Raw genomic sequence first — 12,836 nt, 5'->3', positions numbered from 1 at the left:
CGGGCTCACGGAGAAAACGACATGAAAGCGTTCAAATTGCTGGCTGCGGGTTCCATGACGGCGTTGTTGGCGGCTTGCGCCACAGGCCCTGACGTCAAGAGCGATTACGATCATCAGGCGAATTTCGCGCAGTACCGAACCTTCGGGTACATGACGCCGCTGGGCACCGACAAGGCCGGCTACAGCACCCTGCTGACCGAGCGTCTGAAAAACGCCACGCGCGGCCAGATGGAAATGCGCGGCTACACCTATAGCGCCGCCAACCCCGACCTGCTGCTCAACTTCAGCGCCAAGCTGCAGCAGAAGGTGCAGGTCACTCCGGCCCCGCCGCCCATGGGGCCGTACTACGGCTATCGCACCGGCTTCTACGGCGGTTGGCCCGGCTACGGCTGGGGCGATGACGTCTACCAATATACTGAAGGCACCTTGAACATCGACCTCGTCGACGCGCGTCGCAGGCAGTTGGTGTGGGAAGGCGTGGCGGTGGGCGAGGTCCAGCCCGATGCCAGCGCGTCGCCCGAGAACACGGACAAGGTGGTTGCGCAGATTTTCTCCAAGTATCCGTTCCGCGCGGGCGTGGCTGCGCCGCAGTTGCCGGACAAAAGCAAGTAGGGCGGTCCGCCGGCCCTGCCTAGAGGAAGCCGTATGAGTACTCGCCGCAAGGCTCCGAAGCAAGACACCGGCGATACGCCGCCCTATGAAGTCGTGGCCCTGGTGCTGCAAGGCGGCGGGGCGCTGGGGGCCTACCAGGCCGGGGTGTACCAGGGGCTGCACGAAGCGGGTATACGGCCCAACTGGATTTCCGGCATTTCCATCGGGTCGATCAACGCGGCGATCATCGCGGGCTCTCCCGAGGACGAGCGTGTGGAGCGTCTGCGCGGTTTCTGGGAAACCATCTGTCGGCCGGCTGGCTTCGCCTCGGTTCCCTGGGGCGAGACGCTCGGCCCCATGTTCGAAGGCTTGCCGTTCGGCTTCGGTTCGCCCGTCATGAACGGGCATGTGTCCGCCTTTCAGGCCTTGTTCTCGGGCCAGCCGGGCTTCTTCAAGCCGCGTTTTCCGCCGCCTTACCTGGTGCACGGCAGGGGCGCGGCGTCCACCAGTTTCTATGACACCACGCCGCTGGCCGCGACCTTGCGGGAGTTCGTGGATTTCGACCTGCTTAACAGCGGGTCCGTGCGCGCCAGTTTCGGCGTGGTCAACGTGCGGACCGGCAACTTCGCCTATTTCGACAGCCTGAAGGACACGCTGCGGCCCGAGCACATCATGGCCTCGGGCGCCTTGCCGCCGGGCTTCCCTTCTGTCGAGATCGACGGTGAACACTATTGGGACGGCGGCGTCGTGTCCAACACGCCGTTGGCCCAGGTGCTGACGACGGACAGCATGCGGGACACGCTGGCGTTCCAGGTCGACCTGTGGCCCGCGCGCGGCGGCCTGCCGACCAACCTGGAGGAAGTGGCCGAACGCCAGAAGGACATCCAGTACTCCAGCCGCACCCGCCTGGTCACGGACCAGTTGAGGCGCGTGCTCAAGCTGCGCCATGGCTTGCAGCGTCTGCTGGCGAAGCTGCCGGCCGCCGAGCGCAACGCGGCGGAGTTCGCCGACATCCGCAAGCTGTCCCATACGCCGGCCACCAACATCATCAACCTCATCTACGAGTCCAAGCACCGGGAGCGTTACTCCAAGGACTACGAGTTCGGCACCGAGGCCATGCGCGAGCACTGGGAATCGGGCTTGGCGGACATCCGCGCCACGCTCGCCAAGCCTGGCATCCTGGCCCGTCCGACCGAGGACAGTTGTTTCGTCACTCACGATATCCATCGCAACGGCACGCGCACCTGAACTGCCGGGCAGGGGGCGTGGCATCTGGACGGATTTCGGGCAGATTTCTCAGCGGATTGGTCTGATAGATATCTTGCAGCCACAACGCCCGCGGGTTCCAGCGGTAGTCTTTCGGGGCAAATTGCAACCTTGTTCCGGGAACCGGCCGCCACCCCGTGCGGCGCGGGCCGTCCTGGTGGAGATCCGTCGTGAATGCCCCCGCTCGCCTTGCACAGGTCGCGCCCGCCCGCGCGGCCGATACTCCCTACGCCACGGATGGTTGGTGGTCGCTGGCCTACCAGGGCTGGACACTGCTTACGCCCCATGGCGCCCGCATCGGCCTGACGGCCCTGGAACGCACCTGCCTGCTTTGCCTGGCGGGCAATCCCGCCAGGGAGTTGCGGCGCGATGCGTTCATGGCCCTGCGTAAACGCACCACCATGCGCACGCTGAATGTGGCGATCTGCCGCTTGCGCGGCAAGGTCCTGCTGGCCGGCGCCCGGCTGCCGCTGCATACGGTGCACGGCATGGGCTATGTGTTCCTGGGCAAGCTGCGAGAGCTTTCCGAGAGCTGATCTGTTGTATGGAATCCCCGTGGGTGTGGCATTTGAAGCATTAAAAATCAGTGATTTCCCCAACAACTGAGTTACATTATTGGGCTGATTACGCGCCGTGATGACGCATGCTTTTTGTTGTGACCGCGGTGTAAGTCGCGGTTAAATGCTGCGATTACGGTTTATTACGCTACGCGGGGGTTTCAATGCGGTTTTCGCCTAAACGTGTTTCCGGCCTGGCTTTTTCCGGTGGGCTCCTCGCACTGATATTGGCTGGGTGCGGCGAAAAGCCGCAAATGAATCCTGGCATGCCCCAGGTCAGCGTCATCACGATCCAGCCGCAGCGCGCGCCCATCGTGTCTGAGCTGCCTGGCCGCGTCGATGCCGTCCGGGATGCGCAGATCCGTGCCCGGGTGACCGGCATCGTCCAGAAGATCGCCTTCGAACAAGGCGGGGACGTCAAGGAAAACCAGCTGCTCTTCAAGATCGATCCGGCGCCCTACAAGGCGGCCTACGATCAGGCGACGGCGCAGCTCAAGCAGGCGCAGGCCAACCTGTTCAGCGCCAAGCTGCTGGCCGACCGCTACGCGCCGCTGGTCAAGGCCAACGCCGTCAGCAAGCAGGAATACGACAACGCCGTGGCTTCGTATCGCCAGGCAGACGCCGCTGTCGCCGCCGCCAAGGCGGCGCAGGACAACGCCGCGATCAACCTCGGCTACACCGACGTGACCTCGCCGATCACCGGCCGCATCGGCAAGCCGCTGGTCACCGAAGGCGCGCTGGTCGAGACCACCTCGGCCACGCAGATGGCCACGGTGCAGCAGCTGGATCCGATCTACGTCGACTTCACCCAGTCCACAGCGCAGCTCGCGTCCCTGCGCCGCGCCTTTGCCAGCGGCCAGCTGCAGCAGGTCGGCAAGGATACGGCGCGCGCCACCATCGTGCTGGAAGACGGCTCTGAATACGGCCAGCCGGGCAAGCTGCTGTTCACCGGCATCACCGTGGATCCGACCACGGGCCAGGTGAACCTGCGCGCCGAAGTCCCCAACCCCGACGGCATCCTGTTGCCCGGCATGTACGTGCGCGTGCGCCTGGAGCAGGGCGTGGATGACAAGGCCCTGATGGTGCCGCAGCAGGCGCTGCAGCGTACCGCGGACGGCCTGCAGAGCCTGTTGCTGGTCAAGGACAACAAGATCGAGCAGATCCCGGTCACCACCGGCGGCGCCCTCAACAGCAACTGGATCGTCACCAGCGGCCTGAAGGCTGGCGACGTGGTCGTGGTGGAAGGATTCCAGAAGGTTCGCCCGGGCGCTCCGGTGCAGGCCAGCGAATGGAAGAACGGCACGCCCGCCCCGGGCGGCCAGGCTCCCGCGCAACCAGGCGCCAAGCCCGCGGAATCCGCCCCGCAGCCTGGCGCAAAACCGGCCGAGCCTGCGCAGCAGGACAAGGCCGCAGGCCAGAAATCTTAAGCGGCACGCGGCGCAGGCGCCGCGTTCCTCTTTGGTGAGCATCGCTTTCAGAGTCAGCCCACATGCCGCAATTTTTTATTGATAGACCGATTTTCGCTTGGGTAGTCGCCCTGTTCATCCTGCTGGCCGGGGTGCTGGCGATCCCGAACATGCCGATTTCGCAGTACCCGGACGTGGCGCCGCCCGCGATCACGATCACGGCTACCTATCCCGGCGCTTCGGCCAACGAAGTGGCCGAGCAGGTCACCAGTATCATCGAAGACCAGCTCAACGGCGCCAAGGGCCTGATCTACTACGAGTCGGTCAGCGATTCCTACGGCACTTCGACCATCACCGCGTCCTTCGCTCCGGGCACCAATCCGGACCTTGCGCAGGTGGACGTGCAGAACCGCGTGTCCAACGTGGTCGCGCAACTGCCCACCGCCGTGCAGCAGCAGGGCCTGCAGTATGAGCAGACCAGTACCGGCTTCCTGATGGTGGCGGCGGTGTCCTCCACCGACGGTTCCCTGGACCAGACGGCGCTGGCCGACTACATCACCCGCAACATCAAGAACCCGGTTTCCCGCGTGCCCGGCGTGGGCCAGTTCCAGCTGTTCGCGGCGCCGCGCGCCATGCGCGTGTGGGTCGATCCCGCCAAGCTGGTCGGCTTCAACCTGAGCATGTCGCAGGTCAACCAGGCCATCGCCCAGCAGAACGTGGTGATTTCCGGCGGCAGCATCGGCGCGCCGCCCAACCCGGATTCGCAGCGCATCACCGCCACGGTCACGGCCAACGGCCAGCTGAGTACGGTGGAGGGCTTCGGCAAGATCGTCCTGCGCGCCAATACCGACGGCTCCCAGGTGCTGCTGCGCGACGTCGCCCGCATCGAAGTCGGCGCGGACAACTACCAGTTCGGCGCCCGCCTGAACGGCAAGCCGACGGCCGCATTCGCCATCGTGCTGTCGCCCAACGCCAACGCGCTGGCCACCGCCCAGGGCGTGCGCCAGCAGATGCAGGAACTGTCCAAGTACTTCCCGGGCAACATCACCTATTCCATTCCGTACGACACCGCGCCCTACGTGAAGGTGTCCATCGAGCAGGTGGTCCACACCCTGGCGGAAGCCATGGTGCTGGTGTTCCTGGTGATGTACCTGTTCCTGCAGAACGTCCGCTATACCCTGATACCGGCCCTGGTGGTGCCGGTGGCCATGCTGGGGGCGTTCGCGGTGATGCTGGCGCTGGGCTTCTCCATCAACGTGCTGACCATGTTCGCCATGGTGCTGGCCATCGGGATTCTGGTGGACGATGCCATCGTGGTGGTGGAGAACGTCGAGCGGATCATGTCCACAGAGGGCTTGCCACCGAAAGAAGCCACCAAGAAAGCCATGCCGCAGATCAGCGGCGCCATCATCGGCATTACGCTGGTGCTGGTGACGGTGTTCCTGCCGCTGGCCTTCATGAGCGGTTCGGTGGGCGTGATCTATCGCCAGTTCTCGATCGCGATGGCCGTGTCGATCTTCTTCTCGGCGCTGCTGGCCCTGACCTTCACGCCGGCGCTGTGCGCCACCATCCTCAAGCCGGTGCCCAAGGGCCACCACGAGGACAAGAAGGGCTTCTTCGGCTGGTTCAACCGCAAGTTCGACGCCACCACCCACAACTACCAGAACTGGGTGTCGCGCATCCTGCACAAGGGCGGCCGCATGATGCTGGCGTTCCTGCTGCTGGTCGTGCTGCTGGGCTGGCTGTACCTGCGCCTGCCTTCGTCCTTCCTGCCCGAGGAAGACCAGGGCTACGTGGTCAGCAACATCGAGCTGCCCACCGGCGCCACGGCCAACCGCACGGTCGAGGTCATCGAGCAGGTCGAGAAGTACTTCTCGGAAGTGCCCGCGGTCGAGAACATCATCGCGGTGCAGGGCTACAGCTTCAACGGCAACGGCCTGAACGCCGCTATCGCCTTCGTCACGCTGAAAGACTTCAGCGAGCGCAAGTCGCGCCAGGACTCGGCGGGCGCCATTGCCTTCCATGCCTTCGAAAAGCAGTTGATGGGCATCCATGACGCGCAGGTGTTCACCTTGGTGCCGCCCGCCATTTCGTCCCTGGGCAACGCCACCGGCTTCGACTTCCGCCTGCAGGATCGCGGCGCGGCGGGTTCGGCCGCCCTGGCCTCGGCCACCGGCGAACTCATGGGCCTGGTCATGAAGAGCCCCGTGCTGTCGCAGGTGCGCATCACCGGCCTCGGACCGGGCGCGCAGCTCAGCCTGACCATCGACCGCGACAAGGCGGCCGCGCTGGGCGTGGACTTCAACGAGGCCGCCTCGCTGATTTCCACCGCGGTCGGCTCCGCCTACCTGAGCAAGTTCCCCAACCTGGGCCGGATGCAGAACATCTGGGTGCAGGCCGACGCGCCGTACCGCATGCAGCTCAATGACGTGCTGCAGCTGAATGCGCGCAACAGCCAGGGTGGCATGGTGCCGCTGTCCACCTTCGTCAGGGCCGAATGGAAGCAGGGCCCGGTGCAGGTGGTGCGCTACAACAGTTACGAGTCCATGCGCATCAGCGGCAACGCCGCCCCTGGCTACACCACGGGCGAGGCGATGGCCGAGATGGAACGCCTGGTGGGCCAGTTGCCACAGGGCTTCGGCTACGAGTGGAACGGCCTTTCCTACCAGGAACGCCAGGCTGGCAACCAGGCTCCGATCCTGATGGGCCTGTCGCTGCTGGTGGTGTTCCTGGTGCTGGCCGCCCTGTATGAAAGCTGGGCCATCCCGATTTCGGTGATGCTGGTGGTGCCGCTGGGCATGCTGGGCGCGGTGGCGCTGATCAGCGCGCTGGGCATGTCCAACGACGTGTACTTCCAGGTGGGCATGGTGACCGTGATCGGCTTGGCGGCCAAGAACGCCATTCTTATCGTGGAATTCGCCAAGGACCAGTACGCCCGCGGCATGGGGCTGTACGAGTCCGCGGTGGAAGCCGCGAGGCTGCGGTTCCGTCCCATCCTGATGACCTCGCTGGCCTTCATCCTGGGCGTGGTGCCCCTGGCCATGGCGACCGGCGCTGGCGCCGCCAGCCAGCGCGCCGTGGGTCTGGGCGTGCTGGGCGGCATGTTGGCCGCCACGCCGTTCGCGGTGATTTTCGTGCCGACGTTCTTCGTGGTGGTGCTGGGCCTGTTCAAGACCCGTCCGCGCCTGCTGGGCGCCGAACTGCGCGCCTTCGAAGAAGAGCAGGCGGCCAAGAAGGCTGCCGCCGGGCAGGCTGCGCCGGACGCGCCCGCGCAACATCCCGCACAACCCAACGGTGGCCAGGAGGGCAAGGAATGAAAGCCCTGAAGTTCAAACAGACCGCCTTGTCCGCTTTCGTGGCGGTGGCGTTGGCCGGCTGCTCGCTGGCGCCTGATTACAAGCGCCCCGATGCGCCGGTTTCCGGCACGTGGCCCGACCAGCCCAAGGTGCAATACGGCGGCTACGCCAAGCCCACCTCGCTGGGCACCCAGCCGTCCACCGCTGTCATGCCGCAGGATGGCACGCCCGCGGCCAATCTGGGCTGGCGCGAGTTCTTCCGCGATCCGCGCCTGCAAAGCCTGATCGAGCTGGCGCTGGTCAACAACCGCGACCTGCGCGTGGCGGTGCAGCGGGTGGAAGAGGCCCGCGCCCAGTACGGCGTCCAGCGCGGCGCGCAATGGCCTAGCATCGGCGCCGGCATCCAGGGCCAGCGCCAGCATTTGCCGCAGAACATGCGGGCGCAAGGTGCTGGCTCCATCAGCAGTTCCTACCAGGCGGGCATCGGCCTGACCACCTTCGAGATCGACCTGTTCGGCCGTCTGCGCAATCTGTCCGAAGCGGCGTACCAGCAGTACCTGTCGACGGAGCAGGCGCAGAAGAGCGTGCACATCACGCTGGTGGGTTCGGTTGCGCAGTCGTATTTCAACCTGCGCGCGGCCGAGGTCCAGCTGGACCTGACCAAGCGCACGCTGGCCTCGCGCCAGGAATCCTACGACCTGGTCAAGCGCCGTTTCGACGGTGGCGTGGCTTCGGAGCTGGATCTGAACCAGGCCAAGACGCTGCTGGATACGGCCTCGTCCGACCTGGCGCAACTGGCCCGCGCCCAGGCCCAGGCCATGAACGCCCTGGTGCTGCTGGTCGGCGCGCCCTTGCCGCCGGACCTGCCGGCGCCGGCCGTGTTCGGCCGCGACCAGCTGCTGGCGACGGTGCCCGCAGGCCTGCCGTCCGATCTGCTGGAGCGCCGTCCGGACATCATGGCCGCGGAGAACCAGCTGCTGTCCGCCAACGCCAATATCGGCGCGGCGCGCGCGGCGTTCTTCCCGACCATCTCGCTGACCGGCCTGCTGGGCGTGGCCAGCCCCTCGTTGGGCGACCTGTTCAAGGGCGGCCAGGGCTATTGGAGCTTCTCGCCGTCAATCACCACGCCGCTGTTCGCCGGCGGCAGTATCCGCGAAGGGCTGAACCTGGCCAAGGCGCGCGACAATATCGCCGTGGCGCAGTACGAACAGTCCATCCAGCAGGCGTTCCGCGAAGTGTCGGACGCGCTGGCGGGCGAAGCCACCTACGGGGCGCAACTGGATGCCCAGCGCGCCTTGCAGGATGCGTCCGGCCGCACGCTGGAATTGTCGAATCTGCGCTATACCAATGGTATCGACAGCTACCTGCAGGTGCAGACCGCGCAGGTGGACTTTTTCAATGCCCAGCTCGCGCTGGTCCAGACTGGACTGGCTGCGCTGATCAACCGCGTGGAGCTCTACAAGGCCCTGGGCGGCGGCTGGGAAGAAACAACGAAAGTGCAATGATAGAACTTGGTGTAAACATCGATCACGTTGCCACGCTGCGGCAACAACGCCACACGACCTATCCGGACCCGGTGCTCGCCGCGTTGCGCGCGGAGGACGCCGGCGCCGACCTGATCACGCTGCATCTGCGCGAAGACCGGCGCCATATCCAGGACAAGGACGTCTATGCCATGCGTCCGCAACTGCGCACGCGCATGAACCTGGAATGCGCGGTGACGGCGGAAATGCTGGAGATCGCCTGCGCGGTCAAGCCGAATGACGTCTGCCTGGTGCCTGAAAAGCGCACCGAACTCACGACCGAAGGCGGCCTGGAAGTCGCTGGCGCCATGGGCCCCGTATCGGATGCGGTGGGCCTGCTGGCCGAGGCTGGCATCCGCGTGTCGCTTTTCATCGATCCGGATCCGGTGCAGATCGCGGCCGCGGCCAAGGCCGGCGCGCCGGTGATCGAATTGCATACCGGCGCCTACGCCGAAGCAGAAGGCGAGGCCGCCGAGGCCGAACTGCAGCGCCTGCGCCTGGCCGTGACCGAAGGGCTGCACCACGGCTTGCGCGTGAACGCAGGCCATGGCCTGCACTACGGCAACGTCAAGCCGGTGGCCGCGCTGGAAGGCATTTCCGAACTCAACATCGGCCACGCCATCGTGGCGCAGGCGGTGTTTGACGGCTGGGAAAAGGCGGTGCGCGACATGAAGGCGCTGATGGTGCAGGCCCGCCTGCAAGCGCTGCGCGGGCTGTGACCGCGGACCCGATGCGTCCTGCCTGCCGCCGGACGCGCGCTCACAACCATGTCTGACGCTTCCCGCCCCGCCGCGCCCGCGGGCGCCATTGCCGGCATCGGCATGGACCTGCTGCGCATCGACCGCATCGAGCGCGCGCTGGCGCGCCACGGCGACCGTTTCGCGGAAAAGATCCTGGGCGTCGAAGAATTGCAGAAGTTCCACGCGCGCCGCGCCCGCGACCCGGTGCGCGGCCTGCGTTTCCTGGCCACGCGGTTTGCGGCCAAGGAGGCGTTTTCCAAGGCCATCGGCCTGGGCATGCGCATGCCCATGACGTGGCGGCGCGTGCAGACGCTGAATGCGCCCGGCGGGCGTCCCGTGCTGGTGATCGCGCCCGAACTGCTGTCATGGTATGAGCAGCGTTTCGGCGCGGCCCACGTTTCCATTACCGACGAATCCGACATGGCCGCCGCTTACGTGGTGGTCGAACGCAAGCCCTGACCCGCGGACCCGTGTCCGCCGCCGGCTTGCCAGACTTAGACAGAAGGACAGCCTGACATGGCCAAGAAGAAATCCAGGGCGGTCCTGCCGCCCGGCCCCGTGATGGTCGATGTGGCGGGATACTCGCTGACGAAAGCGGAGAAGAAGCGTCTGCGCCACCCGCTGGTGGGCGGCGTGATTCTGTTTGCGCGCAACTTCGAAAGCCGCAAGCAACTGACCGAACTGACGCGCCAGATCCACAAGGCCCGCAAGGAACCCCTGCTGATCCTGGTGGACCATGAGGGCGGCCGCGTGCAGCGTTTCCGCGAAGACGGCTTCACGGCGCTGCCCGCCATGCGCGACCTGGGCGTGCTGTGGGACCGCGATCCGCTGCAGGCCATGCGCCTCGCGACCGAAGCCGGCTACGTGCTGGCCGCCGAGTTGCGCGCCTGCGGCGTGGACATGAGCTTCACCCCGGTGCTGGACCTGGACTATGGCGTCAGCAAGGTGATCGGCACCCGCGCCTTCCACCAGGACCCGCGCGTGGTCACGATGCTGTCGCGCGCGCTGATCCAGGGCCTGCAGCTGGCGGGCATGTCGGCTTGCGGCAAGCATTTTCCCGGCCATGGTTTCGTGGAAGCGGATTCGCACCACGAGATCCCGGTGGACCCGCGTCCCTTGGACAAGATCCTGAAGGACGACGCCGCGCCGTACGCGTGGCTGGGCGACGCGGTGCTGCCGTCGGTGATGCCCGCGCACGTGATCTATCCCAAGGTCGACAAGCACCCGGCCGGCTTCTCCAAGCGCTGGGTGCAGGATATCCTGCGCACCCGCCTGGGCTACGATGGAGTGGTGTTCTCGGACGACCTGACCATGGAAGGCGCCTCGGTCGCGGGCGACATCCTCGACCGTGCCAACGCGGCTCTGGGCGCCGGCTGCGACATGGTGCTGGTGTGCAACCGGCCGGACCTGGCGGACGAATTGCTCGAACGCCTGAAGTTCGAGCACGCGCCCGAGTCCGTCGAGCGCATCCGCCGCCTGATGCCGCGCTTTGACGCGCCGGACTGGGATACCTTGCAGGCCGAAAGCCGTTATCAGAATGCCCGACGACTTCAATCTCAAATCGTTCCTGGCTGACCTGCCGCATCTGCCGGGCGTTTACCGGCATCTGGATGCGGCCGGCGAGGTCATGTATGTCGGCAAGGCGCGCGATCTGAAAAAGCGCGTCTCGTCGTATTTCCAGAAGAACCTGGCCAGTCCCCGCATCGCCCAGATGGTGGCGAAGGTGGCGCGGCTGGAGGTGACGGTGACGCGCTCCGAAGCGGAAGCGCTGATCCTCGAAAACAACCTCATCAAGACGCTGAAGCCGCGCTACAACATCCTGTTCCGCGACGACAAGTCTTATCCCTACCTGCTGATCACCGGCCATGACTGGCCGCGCATCGCCTATTACCGCGGCGCCACCAACAAGCGCGGGCAGTACTTCGGGCCGTTCCCCAACGCCTGGGCCGTGCGCGAGACCATCCAGATCCTGCAGAAGGTATTCCGCCTGCGGACCTGTGAGGACTCGGTTTTCGCCAACCGTTCGCGGCCCTGTCTGCTGCATCAGATCGGGCGCTGTTCGGCGCCCTGCGTCGGCGCGATCGAGGCCGCCGACTACGAGCGCGACGTGCAGCGCGCCGTGCGCTTCCTCAACGGGGAAGCCAAGGACGTGATGGGTGAAATCGAAAGCCGGATGCAGCAGGCCGCCGGCGAACTGCGCTTCGAGGAAGCGGCGGCGCTGCGCGATCAGATGGGGTCGCTGGCGCGCGTGCTGCACCAGCAGACCATGGAGAACGTCAGCGGCGAGGACACCGACATCATCGCGGTGGCGATCGCGGGCGGCAAGGTCTGCGTCAATCTGGCCATGGTGCGGGGCGGCCGCCATCTGGGCGACAAGCCGTTCTTTCCCACGCACGCCGAAGGCGAAGCCGCGCCGCAGGTGCTGGAGGCTTTCGTCGCCCAGCACTACACCGACAATGCCATGCCGCCGGTGCTGGTCTGTTCGCACGCCTTGCCGGATCCCGACCTGATCGGCCTGCTGGTCGAGCAGGCTGGCGGCCGGCCTTCGCGCGTGTTGACACGCCCGCAAGGCGCGCGCCGCGCCTGGCTGGAGCAGGCGGGCAAAAACGCCGAGATGGCCCTGGCTCGCGCCTTGACCGAATCCGGCGCCCGCGCCGCCCGCACCTTGGCGCTGGCCGAAGCGCTGGACCTGGACACGGACGAAGCGGCGCTCGACGCGTTGCGCATCGAATGCTTCGACATCAGCCACACGGCCGGCGAAGCAACCCAGGCGTCCTGCGTGGTGTTCGAACACCACGACATGCAGCCGTCGCTTTACCGCCGCTACAACATCGCCGGCATCACGCCGGGCGACGATTACGCCGCGATGCGCCAGGTGCTGAGCCGCCGCTTCGCCAAGGTGGCGGACGGCGAGGCGCCCATGCCAGGCCTGGTGCTGATCGACGGCGGCAAGGGCCAGGTGGAAGTCGCCCGCCAGGTGTTCGTGGAACTGGGCCTGGATATCCAGACATTGGTAGGCGTAGCCAAGGGAGAAGGGCGCAAGGTCGGCCTGGAAACCCTGGTGTTTGCCGATGCCCGCCCGCCGGTGGCGCTGGGCGGCGAATCCGCCGCGCTGATGCTGATCGCGCAGGTGCGCGACGAAGCCCACCGCTTCGCCATCACCGGCATGCGCGCCCGCCGCGCCAAGGCCCGCAACGTCTCTCGCCTGGAAGAAATAGAAGGCATCGGCGCCCGCCGCCGCCAGCGCCTGCTGGCCCGCTTCGGCGGCTTCTCCGGCGTGGCCTCGGCCAGCATCGAAGACCTGGCCTCGGTCGACGGCATCTCCCAAGACCTGGCGATCCGCATCTATGAAGCGCTGCGGTAATGCCGCCGCACATCACCGCCAGCTGTAAAAATGCCGGTGTGCAAAAACGCCGGCTGCAAAAAGGCCCCCAGTCCCAACCACCTGTTTCCTCAA

General features: G+C 66.1%; 10 protein-coding genes. All 10 read left to right on the top strand.

Annotated features, from left to right (window positions below; translation table 11 throughout):
- Positions 1-21 precede the first annotated feature (21 nt).
- The 10 genes from N5C88_RS30125 to uvrC all read left to right on the top strand — a co-directional run bounded on the left by N5C88_RS30125 (position 22) and on the right by uvrC (position 12,743).
- A complete protein-coding gene (locus N5C88_RS30125; protein ID WP_059372399.1) occupies positions 22-612 on the top strand; it encodes a DUF4136 domain-containing protein in 591 nt (196 codons plus the stop codon).
- Between the two features lie 33 nt (positions 613-645).
- Complete coding sequence (locus tag N5C88_RS30120; RefSeq protein ID WP_251881899.1) at positions 646-1,839, top strand: patatin-like phospholipase family protein; 1,194 nt, start codon at positions 646-648, stop codon at positions 1,837-1,839.
- Positions 1,840-2,027: 188 nt separating this feature from the next.
- Complete coding sequence (locus tag N5C88_RS30115) at positions 2,028-2,393, top strand: helix-turn-helix domain-containing protein (RefSeq protein WP_059372404.1); 366 nt, start codon at positions 2,028-2,030, stop codon at positions 2,391-2,393.
- A gap of 185 nt (positions 2,394-2,578) precedes the next feature.
- Positions 2,579-3,841 (top strand): efflux RND transporter periplasmic adaptor subunit, encoded by a 1,263-nt coding sequence (locus tag N5C88_RS30110; RefSeq protein WP_280016817.1) that lies wholly within the window; start codon positions 2,579-2,581, stop codon positions 3,839-3,841.
- A 62-nt stretch (positions 3,842-3,903) separates the two neighbouring features.
- Positions 3,904-7,137: a multidrug efflux RND transporter permease subunit gene (locus tag N5C88_RS30105; protein WP_280016816.1), complete on the top strand. Its 3,234-nt coding sequence runs from the start codon at positions 3,904-3,906 to the stop codon at positions 7,135-7,137.
- The gene (locus N5C88_RS30100; protein ID WP_059372413.1) at positions 7,134-8,621 is read left to right on the top strand and encodes an efflux transporter outer membrane subunit; all 1,488 of its coding nucleotides are present in this window, start codon (positions 7,134-7,136) and stop codon (positions 8,619-8,621) included. Before N5C88_RS30105 ends, N5C88_RS30100 begins: the two co-directional genes overlap by 4 nt.
- Positions 8,618-9,358 carry a pyridoxine 5'-phosphate synthase gene (gene pdxJ, locus N5C88_RS30095; RefSeq protein ID WP_280016815.1) on the top strand — a complete coding sequence of 247 codons (741 nt, stop codon included), beginning with the start codon at positions 8,618-8,620 and terminating at the stop codon, positions 9,356-9,358. The genes N5C88_RS30100 and pdxJ overlap by 4 nt, the downstream gene beginning before the upstream one ends.
- A 48-nt stretch (positions 9,359-9,406) precedes the next feature.
- A complete protein-coding gene (gene acpS / locus N5C88_RS30090; protein WP_059372419.1) occupies positions 9,407-9,838 on the top strand; it encodes a holo-ACP synthase in 432 nt (143 codons plus the stop codon).
- 57 nt (positions 9,839-9,895) lie between these two features.
- Entirely contained in the window at positions 9,896-10,954 is a 1,059-nt protein-coding gene (nagZ, locus tag N5C88_RS30085) for a beta-N-acetylhexosaminidase (RefSeq protein ID WP_059372421.1), read from the top strand.
- Positions 10,917-12,743 (top strand): excinuclease ABC subunit UvrC, encoded by a 1,827-nt coding sequence (uvrC, locus tag N5C88_RS30080; RefSeq protein ID WP_059372423.1) that lies wholly within the window; start codon positions 10,917-10,919, stop codon positions 12,741-12,743. Before nagZ ends, uvrC begins: the two co-directional genes overlap by 38 nt.
- Positions 12,744-12,836 lie beyond the last annotated feature (93 nt).

The organism is Achromobacter sp. GD03932, assembly GCF_029839485.1.
GTDB classification, from domain to species: domain Bacteria; phylum Pseudomonadota; class Gammaproteobacteria; order Burkholderiales; family Burkholderiaceae_B; genus Achromobacter; species Achromobacter bronchisepticus_A.
The sequence above is the reverse complement of the archived record's forward strand: the minus strand, read 5'-3'. Positions and strand labels throughout refer to the sequence as shown.

What these genes read in the sequence shown, in the direction of transcription:
- uvrC (WP_059372423.1), top strand. Translation starts at nt 10,917, where the DNA reads ATGCCCGACGACTTCAATCTCAAATCGTTCCTGGCTGACCTGCCGCAT.
- N5C88_RS30125 (WP_059372399.1), top strand. Translation starts at nt 22, where the DNA reads ATGAAAGCGTTCAAATTGCTGGCTGCGGGTTCCATGACGGCGTTGTTG.
- nagZ (WP_059372421.1), top strand. Translation starts at nt 9,896, where the DNA reads ATGGCCAAGAAGAAATCCAGGGCGGTCCTGCCGCCCGGCCCCGTGATG.
- N5C88_RS30120 (WP_251881899.1), top strand. Translation starts at nt 646, where the DNA reads ATGAGTACTCGCCGCAAGGCTCCGAAGCAAGACACCGGCGATACGCCG.
- N5C88_RS30100 (WP_059372413.1), top strand. Translation starts at nt 7,134, where the DNA reads ATGAAAGCCCTGAAGTTCAAACAGACCGCCTTGTCCGCTTTCGTGGCG.
- N5C88_RS30110 (WP_280016817.1), top strand. Translation starts at nt 2,579, where the DNA reads ATGCGGTTTTCGCCTAAACGTGTTTCCGGCCTGGCTTTTTCCGGTGGG.
- pdxJ (WP_280016815.1), top strand. Translation starts at nt 8,618, where the DNA reads ATGATAGAACTTGGTGTAAACATCGATCACGTTGCCACGCTGCGGCAA.
- N5C88_RS30105 (WP_280016816.1), top strand. Translation starts at nt 3,904, where the DNA reads ATGCCGCAATTTTTTATTGATAGACCGATTTTCGCTTGGGTAGTCGCC.
- acpS (WP_059372419.1), top strand. Translation starts at nt 9,407, where the DNA reads ATGTCTGACGCTTCCCGCCCCGCCGCGCCCGCGGGCGCCATTGCCGGC.